The sequence below is a fragment of the Nocardia suismassiliense genome, assembly GCF_900269665.1.
GTDB classification, from domain to species: Bacteria; Actinomycetota; Actinomycetes; order Mycobacteriales; family Mycobacteriaceae; genus Nocardia; species Nocardia suismassiliense.
In genome coordinates this window covers 6,104,459-6,126,919 of sequence record NZ_LT985361.1, presented here as the reverse complement: position 1 = coordinate 6,126,919, position 22,461 = coordinate 6,104,459, and the positions used below count along the sequence as shown (strand labels likewise).

20 protein-coding genes are annotated in these 22,461 nt (G+C 67.4%); 13 read left to right on the top strand and 7 right to left on the bottom strand.

What is annotated here, in order from left to right; all coding sequences use genetic code 11:
* Both DBO33_RS27110 and DBO33_RS27105 read right to left on the bottom strand, forming a co-directional pair.
* Entirely contained in the window at window positions 1-1,212 is a 1,212-nt protein-coding gene (locus DBO33_RS27110; protein WP_199856773.1) for a glycosyltransferase, read from the bottom strand.
* 156 nt (window positions 1,213-1,368) lie between these two features.
* Window positions 1,369-1,599, bottom strand: coding sequence for a DUF6480 family protein (locus tag DBO33_RS27105; protein ID WP_107657602.1), 231 nt, complete (start codon window positions 1,597-1,599; stop codon window positions 1,369-1,371).
* A 475-nt stretch (window positions 1,600-2,074) separates the two neighbouring features.
* Here DBO33_RS27105 and DBO33_RS27100 point away from each other — a divergent pair, with 475 nt between their 5' ends.
* From DBO33_RS27100 to DBO33_RS27040, 12 genes are all read left to right on the top strand, one after another.
* A complete protein-coding gene (locus DBO33_RS27100) occupies window positions 2,075-2,485 on the top strand; it encodes an STAS domain-containing protein (protein ID WP_107657601.1) in 411 nt (136 codons plus the stop codon).
* A 98-nt stretch (window positions 2,486-2,583) separates the two neighbouring features.
* Window positions 2,584-3,258 carry a PAS and ANTAR domain-containing protein gene (locus tag DBO33_RS27095; protein WP_107657600.1) on the top strand — a complete coding sequence of 225 codons (675 nt, stop codon included), beginning with the start codon at window positions 2,584-2,586 and terminating at the stop codon, window positions 3,256-3,258.
* A gap of 173 nt (window positions 3,259-3,431) precedes the next feature.
* Entirely contained in the window at window positions 3,432-3,863 is a 432-nt protein-coding gene (locus DBO33_RS27090) for an ATP-binding protein (protein ID WP_199856772.1), read from the top strand.
* Window positions 3,853-4,638 (top strand): RNA polymerase sigma factor SigF, encoded by a 786-nt coding sequence (locus DBO33_RS27085; RefSeq protein ID WP_107657598.1) that lies wholly within the window; start codon window positions 3,853-3,855, stop codon window positions 4,636-4,638. The genes DBO33_RS27090 and DBO33_RS27085 overlap by 11 nt, the downstream gene beginning before the upstream one ends.
* 854 nt (window positions 4,639-5,492) lie before the next feature.
* Window positions 5,493-5,795, top strand: coding sequence for a hypothetical protein (locus DBO33_RS27075; RefSeq protein ID WP_234391062.1), 303 nt, complete (start codon window positions 5,493-5,495; stop codon window positions 5,793-5,795).
* Between the two features lie 432 nt (window positions 5,796-6,227).
* Entirely contained in the window at window positions 6,228-6,938 is a 711-nt protein-coding gene (locus DBO33_RS27070) for a response regulator transcription factor (protein WP_107657596.1), read from the top strand.
* Window positions 6,925-8,004, top strand: coding sequence for a HAMP domain-containing sensor histidine kinase (locus DBO33_RS27065; RefSeq protein WP_107657595.1), 1,080 nt, complete (start codon window positions 6,925-6,927; stop codon window positions 8,002-8,004). Before DBO33_RS27070 ends, DBO33_RS27065 begins: the two co-directional genes overlap by 14 nt.
* A gap of 84 nt (window positions 8,005-8,088) precedes the next feature.
* On the top strand, window positions 8,089-8,691 hold the full coding sequence (gene ectA / locus DBO33_RS27060; protein WP_107657594.1) for a diaminobutyrate acetyltransferase: 603 nt from the start codon (window positions 8,089-8,091) through the stop codon (window positions 8,689-8,691).
* The gene (gene ectB, locus DBO33_RS27055; protein ID WP_107657593.1) at window positions 8,688-9,965 is read left to right on the top strand and encodes a diaminobutyrate--2-oxoglutarate transaminase; all 1,278 of its coding nucleotides are present in this window, start codon (window positions 8,688-8,690) and stop codon (window positions 9,963-9,965) included. The genes ectA and ectB overlap by 4 nt, the downstream gene beginning before the upstream one ends.
* Complete coding sequence (locus DBO33_RS27050) at window positions 9,962-10,360, top strand: ectoine synthase (RefSeq protein ID WP_107657592.1); 399 nt, start codon at window positions 9,962-9,964, stop codon at window positions 10,358-10,360. Before ectB ends, DBO33_RS27050 begins: the two co-directional genes overlap by 4 nt.
* 6 nt (window positions 10,361-10,366) lie before the next feature.
* Window positions 10,367-11,272 (top strand): ectoine hydroxylase, encoded by a 906-nt coding sequence (thpD, locus tag DBO33_RS27045; RefSeq protein ID WP_107657591.1) that lies wholly within the window; start codon window positions 10,367-10,369, stop codon window positions 11,270-11,272.
* Window positions 11,273-11,839: 567 nt separating this feature from the next.
* Window positions 11,840-13,891, top strand: coding sequence for an AMP-binding protein (locus tag DBO33_RS27040; RefSeq protein WP_407670538.1), 2,052 nt, complete (start codon window positions 11,840-11,842; stop codon window positions 13,889-13,891).
* 26 nt (window positions 13,892-13,917) lie between these two features.
* Here DBO33_RS27040 and DBO33_RS27035 read toward each other — a convergent pair whose 3' ends face one another.
* From DBO33_RS27035 to DBO33_RS27025, 3 genes are all read right to left on the bottom strand, one after another.
* Complete coding sequence (locus DBO33_RS27035) at window positions 13,918-15,084, bottom strand: lactate 2-monooxygenase (protein WP_107657590.1); 1,167 nt, start codon at window positions 15,082-15,084, stop codon at window positions 13,918-13,920.
* A gap of 59 nt (window positions 15,085-15,143) precedes the next feature.
* Window positions 15,144-15,947, bottom strand: a complete 804-nt coding sequence (gene erm, locus DBO33_RS27030) for a 23S ribosomal RNA methyltransferase Erm (RefSeq protein ID WP_107657589.1) — start codon at window positions 15,945-15,947, stop codon at window positions 15,144-15,146.
* A 277-nt stretch (window positions 15,948-16,224) separates the two neighbouring features.
* Window positions 16,225-16,956, bottom strand: a complete 732-nt coding sequence (locus tag DBO33_RS27025; RefSeq protein WP_107657588.1) for a tyrosine-protein phosphatase — start codon at window positions 16,954-16,956, stop codon at window positions 16,225-16,227.
* Window positions 16,957-17,042: 86 nt separating this feature from the next.
* On the opposite strand from DBO33_RS27025, the gene DBO33_RS27020 reads away from it, so the two are divergent.
* Window positions 17,043-17,609, top strand: a complete 567-nt coding sequence (locus DBO33_RS27020) for an NADAR family protein (RefSeq protein WP_107660609.1) — start codon at window positions 17,043-17,045, stop codon at window positions 17,607-17,609.
* Here the strand turns inward: DBO33_RS27020 and DBO33_RS27015 are convergent.
* Complete coding sequence (locus DBO33_RS27015) at window positions 17,594-20,062, bottom strand: tetratricopeptide repeat protein (RefSeq protein ID WP_107657587.1); 2,469 nt, start codon at window positions 20,060-20,062, stop codon at window positions 17,594-17,596. The genes DBO33_RS27020 and DBO33_RS27015 overlap by 16 nt on opposite strands.
* Before the next feature lie 126 nt (window positions 20,063-20,188).
* Window positions 20,189-22,441, bottom strand: a complete 2,253-nt coding sequence (locus tag DBO33_RS27010) for a serine/threonine-protein kinase (protein ID WP_107657586.1) — start codon at window positions 22,439-22,441, stop codon at window positions 20,189-20,191.
* Window positions 22,442-22,461 lie beyond the last annotated feature (20 nt).

Below are 22,461 nucleotides of genomic sequence, written 5' to 3'. Positions count from 1 at the left end.
TCAGCGGGCCGAGACGACTTCCCCGGCGTGCGCGGGCGCTGCCCGGTGGTAGGCGGTGAGCGTTTCGAGGGCGACCTGATCCCAGGCATAACGACTGGCGGCGCGCTGGTACCCGGCCGCACCCCAGGTTTCGCGCAGGGTCCGGTCTTCGAGCAGCTGGCGGACCGCCCTGGCCACGGTGAGCGGATCCGGCGGTGCGACGAGCCTGCCGGTGACCCCGTCGACGACGGTATCGAGCTGACCGCCGACCGCGGTGGCCACCACCGGTTTCCGGCAGGCCATCGCCTCCAGCGCCACCATGCCGAACGGTTCGTACCAGGGCGTGCTCAGCACCACGTCGGCGGACCGATACCAGCGGGGCAGCTCGCTACGGCGGAGCTGGCCGAGCATGCGAAGCCGGTCCTGCACACCGTATTCCATCGCCAGCCTGCGCAGTCGCCTGCCCTCGCTGTCGTCCTCGATGTCGTCACCGACCGGTCCGCCCGCGATCACCAGTTCGGTGTCCGGCAGCTCCTGCAGCGCCTTGATCGCGACGTCGAATCCCTTGCGCGGCACCAACCTGCCGACCGAGAGCACGCGGTGCATGCGGTGCCGTTGCCCGCGTTCGGCGACCGGGCCCTCCGGGGTGAAGGCGGACAGATCCACGCCGCTCGGCACGACCGAGATGCGGAACCGGGGGATGCCCATCCTGGTCAGCTCCATCACCTCGTCGGAGCAGGTCGCCACGATATGGGCTGCGCGCCCGGCGATCAGGCGTTCGAAGCGGATGCGCGAGCGCGGGCTGGTGTCGGCCAGACCCTGATGGCGGCGCCGTACGGTGCCGAGCGCGTGGAAGGTGACCACCACCGGAATCCCGTGCGCGCGTGCGGCCAATTCCGCAGCGAGGCCGGACATCCAGAAGTGCGCGTGCACGATGTCCGGGGTGTCCAGCCCCCACTGGCGCTGCAGGAAAGTGCCGAAATCGCCGAGGTGCGGCAGACTTTGGTCTCTGGGCAGCGGTTCGGCCGGGCCGGCGTTCACGTGGACGACACGGTAGCCCGCATCGGTGACCAACTCCGGCAACAGATTCGGATCATCGCGGCGGGGATAGACGGTGACCTCGTGTCCGCGCCGCGCGTAGGCCGCCGCCCATTCCGCGACATGGATATGCTGGCCGGTCACCGCGGTTGTGCTGAGTGGGCTGGCGTTCTCGGAAACCATGGCAATTTTCACGATGTGCTCCGTTCTCACCACGACGGGCACAAGGCGGCGCTGCGCGGTGCCCGCGACCAGGCATCGCGTGACATGTGTGGAATTCGGCTATGTCACAGATATGCCCGTCGGCGCGCGAACGAAACCCCTGACCCCGCTGAGTGATACGCGGCGGAGTCAGATCATCGATACGATGATGCCGAGCGCGGCCGCGGTGAACAGGACCACCAGCACGATCGTCACGATGATCGCGACGACGCCGGTGCCGGGGAAGTGATGGCTGGTCGACGGCTCGGGAGCGGACAGGCCGGAGGTCTGTGCGGTCTCCGGCGGCGTGGAGCCCGGCGGTACGCCGCCGCCGCGCTCCAGATCGGGGGTGCGTGCCGGGTCGGGGTCCATAGCGGCCATCACGCGCCTACTTTCCGTCGTTGCCCGGCGATTCCGGGGCGTTCGGTCGTCGGCCTTTCGATTTACGCGACAGGACTACGGCGCCGACGAGCACCGCGATTCCGATGATCACCAGTATTTCCATATGCAGGGCCTACCCGCTCGCCACGGCATCAATCCGGGTTGTTTGCCGGTACGTATTGCGGGCAGACGATCATCGAGAGATCCGCTGCGGCCATCGCGCCAGTGCCCCGTGGACCTGCGGTGGTGTCTGAATTTGTGACATCGGCAACGGACCATGCGACACTAGAGGGAGGTTGAGACTACAGCCGCCCCGGTTCGACGCCTGGCGCACCACACCCGCCGAAATCCGGTCGATGGGATCGTCGCGACGACCTATTCGCACAGTTGCGACAGTTGTTCGCCCCCTTCTCTTTTCTCGTCCGGACGTGTTGCGTGGAACTGGAATTTCCCCCCTTATATGGGAGGTTCAGTTATGTCCGTTAGTTCCGCTCTGCATTCGCACGCAGAGGGCGTGCACCGGAATGGTTCGGGGCCGAGCCACGACAATCACTCCTGGGCACAGCGCGTAGACCGCCGCCACGAATGTGTGGTGGTCCGCGCCGAAGGCGAATTGGACGCGGCGGCCTGCCCCCAGTTCTTCGCCACCGTCGAACAGGCCGTTCGATCCAACTGCCACGTCGTGGTGATCGATCTACGCGCAGCCAGGTTCCTGAGCCTGCGGGCCGCGAGCACCCTCGGCTCGGTCCGGCAGCGCGCCGCGTGCGAAGGCACCGATGTCCGCATCGTCGCCGGTCGCCCCGCGATCGAGCGGTCGCTCGAGGTCTCCGGCGTCCGGCCGCTGTTCAATCATTATTCGTCGATGCGCGCCGCACTGGACGCGTGAGGAACGACCGACGCAGGAGCGGCGCCCATTCCGGCGTGGCGATGCCGGATCTGTTCGCGTGGCGTAGGCCGACGACGGATACTTGCGCTGTGACTGAAATGGGGCCGGTCCAGCCCGAGGATTCGCTTGCGCTGGACCGGGTGATCGGATTGGGGACACCACAGAGTGTCGGTAGTTTTCGCTTTTGGTTCGCCGATCAGCGCTGGGAATGGTCGGACGAGGTCGCCGCGATGCACGGTTATACGCCGGGCACCGTGGTGCCGACCACCGATTTGCTGCTGACCCATAAACACCCCGACGATCGCGCCCAGGTCGCCAACGCACTGGCCAAATCCATCGAGCACGGCGAACCGTTCTCCAGCAGGCACCGGATCATCGACACCGCAGGCGAGGTCCACCACATCATCGTCGTCGCCGACCATCTCTTCGATGAGGGAGAGCAGGTCGCGGGCACCGCCGGGTACTACATCGACGTGACCGACACCCTCGAGCACCATCGGCAAGAAGCTCTCGACGACGCGCTGCCCGAACTGTGGGCCTCCCGTGCGGTGATCGAACAGGCCAAGGGCGCGGTGATGCTGGTCTACGGCGTCAGCTCCGAGCAGGCGTTCCGGGTGCTCAGCTGGCGCTCGCAGGAGACCAACATCAAGCTGCGCACCTTGGCTTCGCGCCTGGTCGCCGACCTCACCACGCTCACCACCGCGACGGCGGGCTTGCGCACCCGATTCGACCATCTCCTGCTGACCGCACACGAGCGCATCGACGCCGACTGAGCCCGCACGCACGTTTCGTACCCGCTGCGGCGGGTACGACCGAAGCGATGAGGAGCGCTGCGGCCTCGAAGTGGTTGCCTGTCGCGGCGCTGGGTGCGGGCGGCCCGGAATAACTCGGATGGACGGTCACCGACGGCACCGGGTTCGGCTGCGAGAGCAAGGTGGTGATGGGCATGGGGGAATCGACTTCCCGATCCTCAACGGAAACAACAACGGTCGGCGTTCGAATCCCCGCGCAGCTGGAACAGTTGACGATGTTGCGCGCGCTCGCCGAGACCGTCGCCCTCATCGCCGACTTCGCCCTCGACGAGGTCACCGACATCCGCCTCGCGCTCGACGAGGTCGCCACCTCGCTGATCTTGGACGCGGTGCCCGGATCCACCCTGGACTGCGACTTCACCTATGACAGCAGGCAAATGTTCGTGCACGTCGCCTCGGTGGCCACCTCGGAGTCGGTGGTGGGGCAGGCGGGGTTCGGCTGGCACATCGTGCGCACGCTGACCCATTCGATCGCCGCCGCGCAAGCGCCGTTCGACGGCTTCCTATCCGGGTATCCCACTGTGGTCGACTTCAGTTGGATACGAGGGGCATCGGATGGCGGGTGAATCGAGATCACGCGGCGACAGCTACGACAACATCGAGCCGCTGTTCGAGAAGATCGCCGCACTGGACCAAGGGGACCCGCGTCGCGAGACGATGCGCGAAGAACTGATCGGCCGCTGCCTGCCGCTCGCCGAGCACATCGCGCGTAAATTCGCCGGGCGCGGTGAGAATTTCGATGATCTGCTGCAAGTCGCCCGGCTCGGGCTGGTGCAGGCGACCGACCGGTTCGACGTCACCCGCGGCTCGTCGTTCCTGGCCTTCGCGGTGCCCACCATCATGGGCGAGGTGCGCAGGCATTTCCGGGACAACACCTGGGCGGTGCGAGTACCGCGGCGCACCAAGGAGATTCAGCTCAGCATCGGGGCCACCGTGGAGGCGTTGTCGCAGCGGCTCGGCCGGATACCGCGCGCCCGCGAGATCGCCGACGAGCTGGACGTCGACATCGTCGAGGTCACCCAGGCGCTGATCGCCGGCAACGCTTATCAGTCCTCGTCCATCGACGCGGTGGCCGGCGACGATATCGAGAACGCGCCGTTGCCGCTGCTGGAAAGCCTTGGCGAGGAAGAACCTTCCTACCATCTGGTGGAGGACTACCTCGCCGTCCGGCCACTGATCGAAGAGCTGCCCGAGCGCGAGCGTCAGGTGCTGATCATGCGGTTCTTCGAGTCCAAGACGCAGTCGCAGATCGCGGACGTGCTGGGGGTTTCCCAGATGCACGTCTCGCGAATTCTGTCGAAGACCCTGAATCAGTTGCGCGATCAGGCCTTACGCGACTGATCGCCGAATTGCCCCGGCTCAGAGCGGATTCGGCGGGACCGGGTCGGTCGGTGGTGGCACCGGGTCGGTCGGCGGGAACGGCGAACCGGGGTCGGGGACCGGCGGGAGCGGATCGGGGCGACCGGGGTCCGGCGGCGACGGCGCCGGGTCGGGACCGGGCACCGGTGGTACCGGGTCCGGCGGGGCGGGGGGGGCGGGTTGGCGCCCGGGTGCGCGGGGCCCGCCGCGGGGCGGTGGGGGGGGGGGCCGCCTGGGCGGCCGCCCCGGACGCCGCGCTGGGCCGGCCCGCGGCGAACCGGGGTGGCGCGGTACGGACGCTGACCCCGCCGGTGACCCTGGATCGCGTCGCCAAGCTCGCCTTCAACGAACTCTCCGACGGCCTGACCGACAACACCGGGCTCGTGCGGATGGCGATGGACACCAGCTACTGGCAGAACACCCGCGCCACCNCGGCGGGACGGGATCGGGATTGGGGGCCGGGGGGACCGGACTGGGTTCGGGAGATACGGGACTGGTCATCTGTATGCCTCCTTCGTTCGGCGTTACCCAGCCGCGTCCGGCTGAATCAGCCGCGATCGCCACCTTGTTGCGGGTGACTCGGCTCACAGACGCGCTGTCGGTCAGTGCTTTTCGCGCCGAATGTGCCCGGTTCGACAGTGGAGTGCGCTACAGCCGGTTTGCCCGAAGCCGAGGTCGGGTACGTGAAAGGGAACCGGACATACGATGCCGATGGCTCAGGGAGCTCGTTTATGAACGAACACCGACTAGGCACCCGGACTCCGTACGCCGGATCGGGGAGCTCGAGGTCGCCGAAATACTCGCAGGAAATCCAGTCGCCCGAGCGGATGGATCGCATGCGCTTCGGAAATGTGGAGCGCACACGCGTCACCAGAAATCACGACATCATCCGGCAGTGGGCCGAGCGGCGCGGTGCGCGCCCGGCCACCATGCCGGGCAGTGAGGACAACGGTCAGCTCAGGGTGCTGCGCTTCGATTTCCCCGGGTACGGCGGAGCGGTGCTGCGGCCGGTGAATTGGGACGAATGGTTCGCCACCTTCGACGAGCGACACCTGCATTTTCGCTATCAGGATCGTCGCGCGGACGGGACACCGAGCAATTTCAACCGCCTGGAACGCCCGACTCGCGAGGATCGCTGACAAGCAAATATCGCCCCTGATACACCCTCGCGGTGAAACGGGTGAATAGCTGGTAGCGGGAATGTGTCGGGAGTCACGTAACGGTTGCGTAACGGTGCGATTCCGACCATGGTGGATAACTAGTCAGACGCTGATCAGCTGGCCCGAAGGGGTCACGGCAGCGCGAGTCGCACCGTCCCCGGTAGGGCTCGATGGCTACTGATCGAGCGTCCAGTCGACGTTTACCGAACGGTTGGTTCGGGTACTCGGAAGGTCGGCAAGGTGGCTCGAACAGCGGAATGTCGCGTTGGTCTGGGGATGCGAATTTCCGCACAGGCCGACGCGTGTCCGCGTGTCTGCAAAGGATAGGTATTTGAGCGAGCGTAGCGAGCGAACAGTTGGCGCACCCGCCATCGCGGTCACGGCGGAGCCGAGCGTCAGCGAGGCGCAGTCGTGAGCGCGAACCTGATGATCGTTGAAGACGACGATAGGGTCCGTGGGGCGCTTAGGCTCGCCATGGAGGACGAAGGCTACGACGTCGAAGAGGCCGAAGAGGCTGAGGACGCGCTCACCCATCTGCGCAGCAACGGGGTGCCCGATGTCATGATCGTCGACCTGATGCTCGGCGGTATGGACGGTTTCGACTGCATCCGCGAGATCAGACGCGAGCACGACGTGCCGATCATCGTGGTCAGCGCCCGCGACGATACCCACGATGTGGTGGCCGCGCTGGAAGCCGGCGCCGACGACTTCGTGACGAAACCTTTTGAGATCAAAGAGATCACCGCGCGCATGCGCGCGGTCCGTCGCCGGGCCCGGCCTACCGTCGAGCGCGAAGCACCACAGGAGATGGTGCTCGACGCCGACCCTGACGCTCCGCTGGTGCTCGCGCAGGACGGCGGCGTGGTCCGCCGCGGCGACGAGGAGATCCGGTTGACGCTCACCGAGTTCCGGCTGCTGTGTGAGCTGGCCGAGGCGCCGGGCCGGGTGCTGAGCCGCACCGTATTGCTCGAACGAGTCTGGGACCAAGGATTTTTCGGCGACGAGCGCATAGTCGACGTGCACATGCGCAGGCTGCGCACCAAGATCGAGAAGGACCCGTCCGATCCGCGCATCGTGGTGACCGTGCGCGGCCTCGGCTACCGCCTCGATGTCCAGCGCTGAGCGCTGGTTCGATCCGAAACGCTGGAGTCTGCGCGGCCGGGTGACGGCCATGTTCGCGGCGATCACCGCGCTCATGTCGCTGGTGCTGGTCGTGTCGGTGTTCACCATCAGCCGCAGTTATCTGCAGCACGCGCAGGCCGGCGTCACCGACCTGGAGTCGAATTTAGATCTGCTGCGCAATGTGCTGATCGGTTGTGCCGTGGTGGTGACGCTGATCGGCGCGGCCGTCGGCTGGTGGGCGAGCAGACGGGTGCTGACGCCGCTGCACGAGCTGGCCGGCACGGCGGCCAGGATCGCCTCCGGCGATCTGGATCTGCGCCTGTCCACCACCCGCGACCAGGATCTGGCCATCACGGTGGAGTCGTTCAACAGCATGGTCGACTCGCTGCAGCGGCGGATCGAACGCGAGCATCGGCTGTTCGGTGATGTCAGCCATGAACTGCGTACACCGCTGACCACCCTGACGGCCAGTGTCGACGTGCTCAACCGGCATCGCACGGATCTGCCGGAACGGTCGCAACGCGCGCTGGGTCTGGTCAGCGACGAGGTCGATCATCTGCGTCGGCTGCTGGACGATCTGCTGGCCTTGGCGCGGGTCGAGGCGGGCATGCACCGCGGCGATATGGAGCCGCTGTCGGTGCGCGATCTGCTGACGCACACGCTGGCCGAGCGCCGGTATCCGTCGGACTTGCTGACGATCGACGAGGACGTCGTGGTGCGCGGCCGCAAGCTCGAACTGGAGCGGGCGGTCGGCAATCTCCTGCGCAACGCCGATCTGCACGGCGGTGGCGTCGTCGCGGTCCGCGCCGATCGCACGGGCCGGGACGCGGTGATCGTGGTGGACGACGCGGGGCCAGGGGTGCCGCCGCCGGACCGGGTGCGCATCTTCGAACGTTTCGCGACCGCGCGCAGCGGACGCCGCTCGGCGACCGGTACCGGTATCGGGCTCGCGCTGGTCGCGGAGACCGTCACCAAGCACGGTGGCCAGGTCGAATGCACCGATCGGCCGGGCGGCGGCGCCCGCTTCGTCGTCACCGTGCCGGGGATCGACGCAATCGAGTCGTAACACAACCGTAATGAAGTCGACCAGGCCACCTCAAAGTTGGTTCGTAAGCCTGGATAAGTACTGCGGACCCGACCAGGGAGTTGTATGACACTGCCAACGTTGAACACCGCGGAGCTCGAACGCATCCGTGTCGAACAGGCCGCGGCCGCGCTCGGCTCCGCACCGGCGCGCAAGCAGACCGGGCCCGCCGTGGTGCTGCGCGCGCCGCGCGTCGCCGACGGCGCCCAGCTGTGGCGGATCGCGAAGGATTCGCAAGTGCTCGACACCAATTCGAGCTACGCCTACGTGCTGTGGTGTCGCGACTTCGCGACCACCTCGGTCGTCGCCGAGGTGAACGGCCGCGTCGCCGGTTTCGTGATCGGCTACCTGCGGCCGCAGGCGCCGGACACGGTGTTCGTCTGGCAGGTGGCCGTCGACCGCGCCCAGCAGGGCAAGGGAACCGGCGCGCAACTCCTGCACGCCTTGCTCGACAATGTTGCCGCCCAGGGAGTTTCGAAGCTGGAAACCACCATCTCGCCGGACAACGCCGCATCGATCGCCCTGTTCACCTCGGTGGCACGGCGCCGCGACGCCCGAATCACCAAGCGCCCCTTGTTCGACGCGGGTGTCTTCCCGGACAGCCACGCGCCCGAGGATCTCTATCTCATCGCACCGACCGCTCGCACAACGCAGGAGGACCACCGATGATCAACGCTGACACGAGCATTTTCGAAAGTCTGGAATCCAATGTCCGCGGCTACTGCCGCAATTGGCCGACCGTGTTCACCAAGGCCAAGGGCAGCTGGTTACGCGACGAAGACGGCAACGACTATCTCGACTTCTTCGCGGGCGCGGGTGCGCTGAACTACGGCCACAACAACGACGTGCTCAAGCAGCCGCTGCTGGACTACATCGCCGGCGACGGCATCACGCACGGCCTCGACATGTCCACCTCGGCCAAGCGGGACCTGCTGGTCACCCTGCGTGACACCGTGTTCGCGCCGCGTGGCCTGGACTACAAGGTGCAGTTCCCCGGACCCACGGGCGCCAACGCCGTCGAGGCCGCGCTCAAGCTGGCCCGCAAGATCACCGGTCGCGAGACGATCGTCAGCTTCACCAACGCCTTCCACGGCATGACCTTGGGCGCGCTGTCGGTCACCGGCAACGCGGCCAAGCGCGCGGGTGCCGGTGTGCCGCTGGTGCACGCGGCGCACATGCCCTACGACGGCTACTTCGACGGCACCACCGCCGACTTCCAGTGGATGGAAAAGGTTTTGGACGACACCTCGTCCGGCTTCGACCGTCCCGCCGCGGTGATCGTCGAGACCGTGCAGGGTGAGGGCGGCGTCAATGTCGCACGCGCCGAATGGCTTCGGCACCTGGCCGGGCTGTGCGCGGCCCGCGAGATCCTGCTGATCGTCGACGACGTGCAGATGGGCTGCGGCCGCACCGGCCCGTTCTTCTCCTTCGAGCTGGCCGGGATCACCCCGGACATCGTCACGCTGTCCAAGTCGATCGGCGGCTACGGCCTGCCGATGGCGCTGGTGCTGTTCAAGTCCGAGCTCGATCAGTGGTCGCCGGGTGAGCACAACGGCACCTTCCGCGGCAACAACCCGGCGTTCGTCACCGCCGGAGTCGCGTTGCGGCACTACTGGTCCGACGGCACGCTGCAGGCCTCGACGCTGGCCAAGGGCGAGCGGGTGGCCCGGACGCTGACCGAGCTGGCCGACAATGTGCCGGGCCTGTCGACGCGCGGTCGCGGCCTGGTGCACGGCGTGGTGTTCGACGACGCCTCGCAGGCGAGCAAGGTCTGCCAGGTCGCCTTCGAGCGCGGCCTGCTGGTGGAGACCTCCGGCTCCACCGACGAGGTGGTGAAGTTGTTGCCGCCGTTGACGATTACCGACCAGGAGCTCGACCACGGCCTCGGCATCCTGACCGGCGCCGTGGACACCGTCTGCAGTGGCGTGGGGGCGATCGCATGATCGTGCGCAGCACCGCGGAGATCACCGGCACCGATCGCGATGTGGCGGGGGAGGGCTGGCGCAGCAAGCGCATCATCCTCGGCGGCGACGGCGTCGGGTTCTCCTTCCACGAGACCACCATCGATGCGGGTACCACGCACGAGTTCCACTACCGCTACCACGTGGAGGCGGTGTGGCTGATCGAGGGCACCGGCACGCTCACCGACCTCGACAACAACGTGACGTATGTGCTCGAGCCCGGCTCGATGTACCTGCTCGACGAGCACGAACGGCACCGGCTCGAGGCGACGACGAAGATGCGCATGATGTGCGTGTTCAATCCTCCGGTCACCGGGCAGGAGGTCCACGACAGTACCGGCGCTTACCCGCTGGTGGCCGCGACGATCGGGGGATAGGCAGTAATGGTATTGCAGCACACTGAAACTCGGCCCGTGATCGACCGAGTCGATCGGTACCCGACTCGGCTGAGCACGCCCGCCACGCATCTGGATCGTAAGGATCCGACGGTGTGGGGCCGGGTCGAGAGCCCGGAGCTGGCGAACTTCGACGCCGACGGTTTCGCCAGCATCGACGAACTGCTCACGCCCACCGAGGTGGCCGACTTCAGCGCCGAGATCGGCCGTCTCGCAGGCGATCCGGCGCTGCGCGGCGACGAGCGGGTGATCGTGGAGAAGTCGTCGAACCGGGTTCGGTCGGTCTTCGAGGTGCACCGGCTCAGCGCGGCGATCGCCGACCTGGCGCGCGAGTCCCGGGTGGCCGGGTTGGCCAGGCAGATCCTCGGTTCCGAGGTCTACATCCATCAGAGCCGGGTCAACTACATGCCCGGTTTCCGCGGTGCGGGGTTCTACTGGCACTCGGACTTCGAGACCTGGCACGCGGAGGACGGCATGCCGGTGCCGCGGGCGGTGAGCCTGTCCATCGCGCTGACCGACAACTATCCGATCAACGGCAGCCTGATGGTGATGCCCGGTTCGCACCGGACGTTCGTGCCCTGTCTGGGCAGCACGCCCGCCGAGCACTATCGGGAGTCGTTGCAGGAGCAGGAGATCGGGGTGCCCGCGCAGTCCGACATCACCACGCTGGCGAACACCTACGGCATCAGCCAGTTCACCGGCCGGGCCGGGTCCGCGCTGCTGTTCGACTCGAACCTGATGCACGGCTCGTCGAACAACATCACGCCGTTCCCGCGGTCGAACATCTTCCTGGTGTTCAACAGCGTGGAGAACACGCTGGTAGAACCGTTCGCGGCGCCGGCGCCCCGGCCGGGCTACATCGGCAGTCGCGACTTCACGCCGCTGCCTGCCTGATTCGCCACTCGAAAGCGCCCTTCGGTCCTCCTTGCCGGACCGAAGGGCGCTTTCGCGTTAGTGGTGGCTTCGCCGAAATGCGCCTTCGGCAGGGCTCAGCGCTCGCCGCGCGCCCCACGCGCATCGGCGGTACGATCCTGTCGGCCCTCCGCTGTTGCCGTCTACGCAGCCGGATTCGGACCCTATCCCCGGCGAGCCCCGCCAACTGTTCTTCCGGCGTGCGCAATGTCCTGGACAACCTGACCACGTTGGGGTTCGCCACAAGATCACTCAGCGACCAGAAGTCGCGTGCACGGGGCAGCGGTCCGCGCACATCGCCGTTCGCCTTTGCGCGCGTGGCCTTCTCGGTTCGGTGCGCGATCGTGGCTGGTCCGGAAGCATTTTCGCGCTCTTTGTGCAGAGTGCGGTCACCGGTTGGTATCTCGCACAAATATGGGCACTCGACCAGGTTCGTGGCAAATCGGGGGCAACTGGCGAAGCACTTGACCTAATTGTTACCGCTGGGTACAACTACGTGACCATGCCGACGCATACCGCTCGGTCGGCACATGAAGAAATGCAACGCAGTTGGTAACGGACGTCATCACTATCGATGCGGAGTTCTCGGCCGCACGCAAAGCCATGTGGGACTCTTTCATGGACCCGCAGACCTACACCCGGATGTTCCTAGGAATCGGAGATTGTGATCGCGCGGAAACCTCGGACTCGCATCCCGTTCTGCTGATCCGGGCCTGGCACGACGGCACCGAACTCAGCGTGCCCGCTCTCCGGCTGGTGATCGGCAAAGAGCTGGAAACCTTCGAGCTACAGTGCCCCGGCCTGGGCAGTTTCGCCGCGATCCGACTCCGCGGCGAGCAGGAGCAGACCAGGGTCACCATCACCTACTTCGGCGCGGGCCGGATCCATCCGTGGATCGCCGCGCAGGACAACGCCGACGTGATCGCCTGGACCATGGCCGGACTCGACCGGATCACCGACGCCATCCTCGGCACGCCATCCTCGGTGCTGGTCAACGGTGAGGAGTCGGCGGCGAAACAGCAGGTCGGCACGTTGAAACAGATGGTGTCGACCGGTGTCGTGCGCACCTATCGGCCCGACCGCGCGCTCAAGCAGGTGGGCGGGCTGGCCAAATGGGGCTTCACCCTGGCGGGCGGTTACGCGGCCGCCGCCGGGCACTCGCCGCATCGCCTCGCTGTCGTGGATGATGTGTCCGCTTACACGTTCGGTCAAATGCACGCGCGCACGCACAAACTCGCCTCCGCGCTGACCATGCTCGGCATCGGCGCGCGCGACAAAGTGGGGCTACTGTCCCGCAATCGCGTGGCAATGGTCGAATGTATGGTCGCCACCGGCAAACTCGGCGTGGACACGGTGCTGCTGAACACCGGACTGTCGGCCCGGCAGATCGAGGATGTCGCCGACCGGCACGGGCTGTCCGCGATCTTCCTGGACGACGAGTACGACGCGCTGACCAAGTACGTGGCGGGCGGCGTGCCGCGGTTCGCCACCGGCCGGCGCAGCGCGTTCGAGCGCTACACGGTCGACGATCTGATCGACCTCGACGCACCGGCCTTCGCGCGACCGCAGCATCCCGGCCGGCTGATCGTGCTCACCTCCGGCACCAGCGGCACACCCAAGAGCGCACAACGCCCGCAGCCCAAGGGTTTCGGCACCGTCGCGGCGCTGCTGTCGCGGATTCCGATGCGGATGGACGAGACCATGCTCATCCCCGCGCCGCTGTTCCACACGTGGGGGTTGGCGGCCTTGCAGATCAGCACCCCGATCCGCGCGACCGTGGTGCTACCGGAGCGGTTCGACGCCGAGGACTGCCTGCGGCTGATCCAGGAGCACCGGGTCACCGCGCTGATCGTGGTGCCGGTGATGGTGAACCGAATCCTGGATCTGCCCGCGCACATTCGGGATCGCTACGACACGTCGAGCCTGCGGGTCGTCGCGAGTTGTGGTGCGCCCCTTGCGGGTCCGACGGTGCTGAAGTTCATGGACACCTTCGGCGACGTGCTCTACAACGTCTACGGCTCGACCGAGGTGTCCTGGGCGACCATCGCCGATCCGGCGGATCTGCGCGCGGCGCCGACCACCGCGGGCCGTCCGCCGCTCGGCACGAAACTCGCTGTGCTGGACAAGGATCTGCGGCCGGTGCCGCGCGGCGTGACCGGTCGCATCTTCGTGCTCAACCACATGTTGTTCGACGGCTACACCGATGCCACACCACCTACCGAGTGGGGTGGCCTGCTCGACACCGGCGACCTCGGTTACCTCGACGCCGACGGGTTGTTGTTCGTCGCGGGCCGGGACGACGAGATGATCATCTCCGGTGGCGAGAACGTCTTCCCGCGGCCGGTCGAGGAGGCGCTGTCGCACCTGCCGCAGGTGAGTGAGGTGGCGGTGGTCGGCGTGCCGGACAAGGAGTACGGCCAGCGGCTCGCCGCGTTCGTGGTGACGCGGGAGGGCTTCGGGCTGGACCGCGACATGGTCCGCAACTACATCCGTCATCGGCTCAGCCGATTTTCCGTGCCGCGCGACGTGACCTTCCTGGAGGCGCTGCCACGCAACGCGACCGGAAAGATTTTGAAGCGCACGCTGATTCAGCCGAGCTGAGCGTGCGCCCAGCTCGGCTGAGGTCGTCAGCTCAACCGGCGAATCACGTCGGGGGTGAGTTCGGCGATCGCCGGATACCCGTCGACCGCCATCAGCAGATCCGCCTCGGCGAGCAGGGCGCGCAGCACGTGCACGATGCCCTCGACGCCACCCAGCGCCAGCCCGTAGCAGTACGGGCGGCCGATGCCGACCGCCGTCGCACCGAGCGCCAGCGCCTTGACAATGTCGCTGCCGGAACGGATTCCGGAGTCGAACAGCACGGGCAGGCCGTCGGCGGCGGCCACCACCTCGGGCAGGTGCTCGATCGCCGGAATGCCGCCGTTCGCCTGCCTGCCACCGTGGTTGGAACAGTAGAGGCCGTCCACGCCCGCGTCTTTGGCACGGCGGGCGTCGTCGGGGTGGCAGATTCCCTTGAGCACCAATGGAAGATCGGTCAGCGAACGCAGCCAGGCCAGGTCGTCCCAGGTGATCGGGTTGCCGAACTGCGAAACCCAGGTCAGCGTCGCGGTTTTCGGGTCTTCCTCGGGAGTTTTCGCGAGCATGCCGCGAAACACCGGATCGCTGAAGTAGTTCGCCAGGCAGTGGCTGCGCAGCTGCGGGAAGTTCGAGGTGCTCAGGTCGCGGGGCCGCCAGCCCGGCACCCACGTATCCAGAGTCACCACAATGGCTTTGAAGCCCGCGGCTTCCGCGCGACTCACCAGGCTCTGCGCCAGGTCGCGGTCGTTCGGGGTGTAGAGCTGGAACATGCCGGGGGTGTCGCCGAATTCGGCGGCCACGTCTTCGAGCGGATCGACCGTCAGGGTGGAGGCCACCATCGGGACGCCGGTGTGCGCCGCGGCCTTGGCGGTCGCCAGGTCGCCGTGGCCGTCCTGGGCGCAGAGGCCGATCACGCCGACCGGGGCCATGAAGATCGGGGACGGCAGCTTCATCCCGAACAGGTCGACCGAGAGGTCGCGGTCCCTGGTCGCGCGCAGCATGCGGGGCATCAGGCCGAGCTTCTCGAAGGCTGTCGCGTTGGTGCGCTGGGTGAGCTCGTCGCCCGCACCACCGGCCACGTAGGACCAGATTCCCGGGGGCAGCGCGGCCTGTGCCCGCGCTTCCAGCTCCGCGTAGGTCATCGGCAGGTCGGGCAGGACACCGCCGAGGCCCTGGAAGTAGATCTCGTACTGGTAGTCACCGAAGTTGCCGGTCACGGCACTCCCTTCCTCGTTTGATACATAAATGTATCCGATACATTTGTGTAGCGGAATGCTTACCCGGTCAATGTCCGGAAGAGAATCAGCCAGCGGTCGGGATCGACCAGCCCGACGGGTGCGTTCTCCGGCAGATCCGCCGCGGCGCAGGCGGCCCGGACCGCCCGCGCCGGGAACTGCCTGCGCAACGAGGTCGCCAGCGAGCCGCCCACCCCCGAGAAACCGAGTTCGACCATCCGCCGGTACTCGGCGCGCGCCGAGCTCGGCAGCAGCGGGCGCGGCCTGCGTCGCAAGTGCAGGACCGCGGTGTCGACGCTCGGTACCGGGTGGAAGCTGTGGCGGCCGATGCGTGCACCCAATTCCATTGCGACAGTGGGCCAATGGGTGACGGTGAGTTTGGTCCACCGGCCGTAGTCGCCGGAATGCTTACGGGCGAACTCGCATTGGGTGAGCAGGGTGGCCGAGGTGAGCCGCCGGGCGGCCAGGCACCAGCGCACCACGTCGGTGGTGACCGCGAAGGGCACATTGGCGACCACCGCGAACGGCTCGCCCGGCGCGTGCACCGCGCGGAAGTCGCTGTGGAACAGCTTTATTCGATCGTCGTCGGCGTAGCGCCTGCGCAGCCGATCGGCGTAGTAGGCGTCCTTCTCGTAGGCGCGGATCCGGCCTGCCGTGCTGAGTAGCTGTCTGGTCAGCATGCCGTCGCCGGGACCGATCTCCAGCACGAGGTCGGTATCGGTGACGCCGGACGAGCGCACGATCAACCGGGCGGCGCCGGCATCGACGAGGAAGTTCTGGGACAAACGTTTACGGGTGCCGGTCCGGGTATCGCGGGCGCGCGGCAGCGAACGATGGCGGGACATGGGTATCCTCCGAACGGAGTGGTCGAATCAGAAATAGTGATTCGCCCGGACCCATGCCAGAGCACAGAAAATCCGACGGTCATCGACCGTCGGCGCACATCCCGATCAGACCAGTCGGGACAACGGAGCGCAACGGTGCACTGGCAGAGCCCAGGCCTCCGTGCGCAGCCGGATGTAGTACGCGCTGATCGCGTACCCGCCGTTCATCGCCGAACCGTTCATGGGCGCAAGGTATCGCACCCCCGTGCCGGCCCGCGACCAGTTTTTCGCCCGCGGGTTACGCCGTTTCGAGCAGGCTCTGTCGCAGTGCCGCGATCACGTCGTCATCGACGCCGAGCCGCTCTGTCGTATATCCGCGCACCGAACCGTGTTCGGCGGCCAGCGCGGCCAGGAACAACCGCATCACCTCGGCGGGCGCTCGCCCGTATCCGGGCCAGGTCAGCTGCTTGTCGGGATACGCCGCCCGCCAGTCCGCGATGAGACGGTCGGTAGCCAGTTCGGTCAGGGCGAAGTCCTCGATGACCTGCTCATCGGACACGCCGAGCAGATTCAGGACTACGGCCGCGAGCAGCCCGGTCCGGTCCTTGCCGGACGCGCAGTGGAAGACCGCCGGGCCGTCCGCGGCGGCGAGCACCTCGAGGGCCTGGCGCAGTTCCTCGACACCGTCCGCGGCGACCTCCAGGAATCGCTCGGCGAGGTACGGTCCCGCCTCGATGTCCGGTCCGAGCGCGGCCTGATCGTACGGGCGATGTTCGATGCTGAGATTGTGGTAGACGAGCGACTCGTGCTGCGGGACTCGACCTTTCGCCTCGATCTCCCAGGGGTAGCGCAGGTCGATGACGGTCGTGATGCCCAGCTCGAGAAAGCGCTCCCAGTCCTGGTCGCGCAGCTTGCTCAGCGAGTCGGCGCGAAACAGCCGCCCCCAGCGCACCAGGTTTCCGTCCGCGGTCGGGTAGCCGCCCAGATCGCGGAAGTTGTGTAGCCGTTCGAAGTCGATGTGTCTGTTCACTCCAGGAACTCTATGTTCGCCGCCCACAACGACCTTCGCGGATATTCGTCGGACAGGGAGGGCGGACCATAGTGCACACTATGATCATGAACCTGCGTTCGGTGGGCGACCTGGTCGAGGCGACAGCTGCGGGCGAGAAGGTGGACTACCTGATGTTCTGGGGGCATCAGCCGGAGCGCAGCGGCCGGATCGGGCCCAGCTGTTTGAGTCAGTGGTGGCCTGCGTCTTTCGTGTTGGACGGGGCGGAGTTCCGGTCGGCCGAGCACTACATGATGTGGGGTAAGGCGCGGCTGTTCGGCGATACGGCGAATGCCGAGCGGGTGTTGGCGGCGCCGACGCCGAAGGAGGCCAAAGCGCTCGGGCGTGAGGTCCGCGGCTTCGACAGCCGCGAGTGGAGCGCGCATCGGTACGAGATCGTCGTGCGCGGGAACGTCGCGAAGTTCGGGCAGCACGCGGACCTGGCGGAGTATCTGCTCGGGACGGGGGACCGGGTGCTGGTGGAAGCCAGTCCGGTGGACCGGATCTGGGGGATCGGGCTGGCCGCCGACGATCCCCGCGCCGAGGATCCCGCGCAGTGGCAAGGATTGAACCTGCTCGGCTTCGCGCTGATGGACGCGCGCGCGGCACTGCGTGGCGGTCAGCCGACCGACTGATCGGCGTTGGCGACGCGTTCCTCGTCCGCGCGGGCCCGCCAGACGCGGGCCTCGGCGTAGTCGCCCTGCCGGTCCAATAGTTCGGCGAGGCCCGCCATGGCGCGCGGTTCGCGACCTTCCGCGGCGGCGTGCCACCAGCGTTGCGCGTCGTCCAGGTCGCCGCGGCGGAAGTGGACCACGCCCAGGTCGTAGGCGGCGCCCGCGTGACCGGCGTCGGCGGCCTGCTGCCAGAGCCCGCAGGCTTGTTCTTCCTCACCGCGGCTGTACATGGCGACGCCGAGGTCGTAGAGGGCGGTCCGGTAGCTCGCGCCTGCGTCCGGTGCCGGGGGTTCGTCGGCCGGTGGTTTGGACCGCATGGGGCGGGTGGGGGCCGATTGGACGCCGGGGCCGTACTGCGCGTCCGAGCCGAGAGGTGGCGTCGGAGTGGGCTGGGTACCGGCGTGCGGGTTCGGCGGAGGCTGTGCCACACCGGAATACGCGGAACTCGGCGCTGAGGGGTTGTTTACGAGGCCGCTGCTCGGGTCGTGTCGGGCTGATTGCGTGGTCGGCGGTCGGGTGTTTGCCGCGAAGCCGCTGCCAGGGTTGTGTCGCGCCGGTTGTGTGGCTGGCGGGTTGGTGGTCACCGGGAATCCGCCGCCTGAGTTGTGCTGGGCTGGCTGTGTGGTCGGCGGGTGGTTGTTTGCCGCGAAGCCGTCACCTGGATTGTGCTGCGCCGGTTGTGTGGTCGGCGGTTGGGTGTTCGCTGCGAAGCCGTCACCTGGGTTGTGCCTGGCCGGTGGGTGGTTGTTGCCTGTGAATCCGCCGCCAGGGTTGTGCGTGCCTGGTTGGTTGGTCGGCGCATGGTTGTTCGTTGCGAAATCACCGCCGGGGTTGTGCTGCGCCGCGGGCATGGTCGGCGGGTGCGCCGTCGCTGGCTGCGCGGCCGCCGGCGCTGTGGTCGCAGGGGGCGTGTCCGCAGGCTGGGTGGTCGCTGGGTGAGCGTTCGCGGTGAAGCTGCTGCCCGGGTGGTGTTGGGCCGGCTGTGTGGTCAGTGGGTTGCTGCTTGCCGCGAAGCCGCTGTCGGGGTTGGCTGGGGCCGGTTGTGTGGCTGGCGGGTTGGTGTTCGCGGCGAAGTCGTCGCCCGGGTCGTGATGGGCCGGTTGTGTGCTCGGCCGGTGGCTGTTCGGTGCGACACCGCCGCTCGGGTTGATGTTCGCCGGGAATCCGCCGCCTGGGCTGTGCTGGGCTGGTTGTGTGGCCGGCGGGTGGATGTTCGCGGCGAAGCCGTCACCCGAATTGTGTTGGGTCGGCTGCGTGGCCGCCGGGTGGTTGTTCGCGGTGAAGCTGCCGCCCGGGTTGTGTGGGTCCGGTTGTGTGGCTGGCGGGTTGGTGTTCGCCGGGAATCCGCCGCCTGGGTTGTGTTGGGCTGGCTGTGTGGCCGGCCGGTGGCTGTTCGGTGCGACACGGCCGCTCGGGTTGTGCTTAGCAGGCGGGTTGGTGGTCGCGGCGAATTCGTCGCTTGCGTTGTGTTGGGCCGGTTGTGTGGCTGGCGGGTTGATGTTCGCCGGGAACCTGCCGCCTGGGTTGTGCTGCACCGGTTGTGTGGCGGGCGGGTGGTTGTTCGCGGCGAAGCCGTCACCTGGGTTGTGCTGCGCTGGCTGCGTGGTCGGCGGATGGGCGCTTGCCGCGAAGCCGCTGCCAGAGTTGTGTTGGGCTGACTGTGTGGCTGGCGGATGGGTGTTTGCCGCGAAGCCGCCGTCTGGGTTGTGCTGAGCCGGTTGCGCGGCTGGCGGGTTGGTGGTCGCTGCGAGATCGTCACCTGAATTGTGCTGCGTCGAGTGCATGTTCGGCTGTGCAGCCGAGGGGTGCGGGCCGATCGGATTCGGCGGTAGGTTCGGCGGGCGCAGCGGATGGGTGGGTTGGCTGTCCACTGCGGGTTCTGGGGCAGGTGGGGCGGTTTGCATCTCGACCGGCGCGGTCTGCACCTCGACGACCAGGTTGGCGAAGTTGGCGGGTCCTTCGCCGATGCTGCACCAGAGCACTACGCGGCCGTCCGGGGTGTTCTCCACGACGATGCCGTAGTTGCCGACCCAGGACTTCTGCTCGCCGAATCCGTCCACCCAGACGGGTGTCAGCGTCACCAGGGTGCCGGGGGCGGTGCCGATGATCTCGAAGTCGATGCCGCCGACGAGGGCATCGGACCAGACATCTACCCCGTTGAGGCGGCGCCCGTTCAGGTCGACGTAGCCGTCGACGACCGACAGTCCCATGCCGAGGCCGCGCAGCCCGGCCGGGGGTGCGGCGGACAGCAGCGTCACGGTGACCGCGGTCGGATCCGGCCCGACCTGCTCGGTGTACATCGGATAGACCTTGCTGCCACGCAATACGATCGGTTCCGCGCTCTGATATCGGGCGGCGAGCGGCCGATCATCGGGCGAATTCCGCGCGGCCCATGACGAATACGGCTCGTTCACGTGATGCCCGCCTTTCCGCCGAATGCGTCGTGCCGTCCCTGCGCTGTGCGGCGGGATATACCGTACTCGCCGAAGCCGGGAATGGCGCAGCAATCATGCGGCCCCTTGACGCGACCGCGGCGGTGCTCAGGCGGAGCGGGCGACGATGCGTTCCAGCGCGGCGAGGTCCTGCTCCAGCATGCGGAACAGCCAGTACACGCCGATGAAGGCGAGGGCGCTGCCCACACACAGCACCCGCAGCGCCACGATGACCGCCGGAATGTCCTCGGCCGGAATGAATGTTGCCCCCGCGACGCCGAGCAGCGGAACGGCGGCGGCGATGGCGAGGAAGTAGGTGCTGCGGCGGTCGAGTCGGCGTAGCGCGCGTGCGTCCTGCGCGCCGAGTCCGCCGTGCCGCAGGAACATCGGGTACAGCGAACGCACCGCATAGAAGTTCACCATGAAGTACGGATACGCCATGGCGATGGCGCCGCACACGATCTGGGTGATGAAGAAGTGCAGGTACGACTCGGGCGTGATGTGATTACCGGAGACCTGCACGGACACCGGCACCGCGACGCCCGCGATGACCCACAGCGCGAAGCAGGTCAGCACATTTCGCTTGCCGAGTTGCAAGGTGTCGCCGCGGGCACGGGCGAGGGTCTGCGCGTCGTAGGGCTTGCCCTTGCGCAGTCCGCGCGAAATCGACCACAGGTTCGCGAGCAGCACGTTGGTGACCACGAAGCCGATCAGGAAGCACAGGCCGTAGGTGGTCACCGCGATCTGGTCGAAGCGATGCTGGGCCTGCTCGTCCAGCTTGCTGATGATGAGCGTCCGGTTGTGGTTGTAGCTGTACCAGATCGCGAGCGCGTTCGGCACGGCGATGGCGAGCGCCATGATCGAGTGCATCAACTTGCGTGCCCGCAATCGCCAACTGGCGGGCGGCGGGTCGACGAGATCGCGGGCGCGGGCGTCGAGGCAGACCTCAAACTGCTGGGCCATGTCCGCCCCGCACGGCCACCGGTTGTCCGGCTCCGGATCGAGCGCGCGTACCAGCGCGCGTTCCAGCGCCGCCGGGCAATCCGGCGGAAGGTCCTGGTAGGGCAGCGCTTTCGGACTGCCGGAGCGCCGCTCCAGCATGCCGTCCAGCGCCGTGCGGTCGCCGCCGGTCACCGAGTCGTCGTCGAAAGGCTTTCGGCCGGTGAGCAATTCCCACAGCACCACGGCCAGCGCGTACAGGTCGCTGCGGGTGTCGAGATCCTCGGCTGTGCCCGGACGGTCCGGGTGCACAGCCGCGAGCTGTTCGGGCGACATATAAGCGAGCGAGCCACCGAAGTAGGCGACCGGGCTGTCGCCCGAAACATTGCCGCTGAAGCTGATATTGAAGTCGGCGAGCTTGGGAATGCCGTCCGCGGTGAGCAATACGTTCGCCGGTTTGATATCGCGGTGCAGCACGCCGACCTTGCCCGCGTAATCGAGCGCCTCGGCCAGCCGCCGCCCCAGCCAGGCAATGGTTTCCGGCCAGGACAGCTGGGCCAGTCGGGCCCGCAGCGGCGACTCGCTCGGCCTGATCTCGCCCTTGCCCGCCAGCACCGAGTCGATGACGTCCAGCAGCAACTTCCCGTCCCGCTGTGCCGGCGGCGTGGCCCGAACCCGCTCCAGCACGGTGAACAGGGTCCCGCCCGGCACGTACTGCATGTACAGCAGCCGCAGCTTGCGGTGCTCCAGCACGCGCTGATCGAAGACCCGGACGATGTAGTCGTGGTCGAGTTGCGCCAGCGTCTGCGGCTCGGTGCCCTTGTCGCGGGAGATCTTCACGGCGACCAGCCGCTGCATCGACCGCTGGCGCGCCAGGAATACTCGCGCGAACGCACCGCGGCCGAGTCCGGTCATCAGGTCGAAGTCGTCGATCTGCTGCCCGGCGTCGATGTCGTCGAGATGCACCGGCTCGGCGGCCGACATCATCGTGCTGTGATAGTCGTCGGTCGCCAGCATTTCCGAAAGTTGTTCGGCCTGTTCGGGATAGGCCGCGGTGTACTCCGCGACCTGCACCGAGGTGCCTGCCCGCCGCCGGACGTGGAACTCTTCGTAGATGAGATCCGGCGGCAGCGGCCAGGTCCGCAATTCCGGTAGATCCTCGACATAGTCGGCCAGGCGTTTCGGCGCCGTGCCGCGTCCCCACCGATGGGCCAGATCGACCTTGATCAACTCGATCAACGACACCCGTCGGATGCCGGGGGAGTCGGGGAGGTAGGCCCGCAGATCCGGCGGTTCGGCGCCGGCTCGCCACGCCTCGGTGAACTGCGCCACCACCTCCGCGACACCATTCCCGCGCGAGTTCGCGGGCGAACGGTCCGATGCGACCGTCGCCCCCGGAACCGGCGGGGCGGGGTGCGCCATCTGCGCATCGTATCCCCGCC

Bases quoted from the DNA above. Each gene is read 5' to 3' on its own strand.
- DBO33_RS27105 (WP_107657602.1), bottom strand. From the start codon at position 1,599: ATGGCCGCTATGGACCCCGACCCGGCACGCACCCCCGATCTGGAGCGC.
- DBO33_RS27100 (WP_107657601.1), top strand. From the start codon at position 2,075: ATGTCCGTTAGTTCCGCTCTGCATTCGCACGCAGAGGGCGTGCACCGG.
- DBO33_RS27095 (WP_107657600.1), top strand. From the start codon at position 2,584: ATGGGGCCGGTCCAGCCCGAGGATTCGCTTGCGCTGGACCGGGTGATC.
- DBO33_RS27090 (WP_199856772.1), top strand. From the start codon at position 3,432: ATGGGGGAATCGACTTCCCGATCCTCAACGGAAACAACAACGGTCGGC.
- DBO33_RS27085 (WP_107657598.1), top strand. From the start codon at position 3,853: ATGGCGGGTGAATCGAGATCACGCGGCGACAGCTACGACAACATCGAG.
- DBO33_RS27075 (WP_234391062.1), top strand. From the start codon at position 5,493: ATGCGCTTCGGAAATGTGGAGCGCACACGCGTCACCAGAAATCACGAC.
- DBO33_RS27065 (WP_107657595.1), top strand. From the start codon at position 6,925: ATGTCCAGCGCTGAGCGCTGGTTCGATCCGAAACGCTGGAGTCTGCGC.
- ectA (WP_107657594.1), top strand. From the start codon at position 8,089: ATGACACTGCCAACGTTGAACACCGCGGAGCTCGAACGCATCCGTGTC.
- ectB (WP_107657593.1), top strand. From the start codon at position 8,688: ATGATCAACGCTGACACGAGCATTTTCGAAAGTCTGGAATCCAATGTC.
- DBO33_RS27050 (WP_107657592.1), top strand. From the start codon at position 9,962: ATGATCGTGCGCAGCACCGCGGAGATCACCGGCACCGATCGCGATGTG.
- thpD (WP_107657591.1), top strand. From the start codon at position 10,367: ATGGTATTGCAGCACACTGAAACTCGGCCCGTGATCGACCGAGTCGAT.
- erm (WP_107657589.1), bottom strand. From the start codon at position 15,947: ATGTCCCGCCATCGTTCGCTGCCGCGCGCCCGCGATACCCGGACCGGC.
- DBO33_RS27020 (WP_107660609.1), top strand. From the start codon at position 17,043: ATGAACCTGCGTTCGGTGGGCGACCTGGTCGAGGCGACAGCTGCGGGC.
- DBO33_RS27010 (WP_107657586.1), bottom strand. From the start codon at position 22,441: ATGGCGCACCCCGCCCCGCCGGTTCCGGGGGCGACGGTCGCATCGGAC.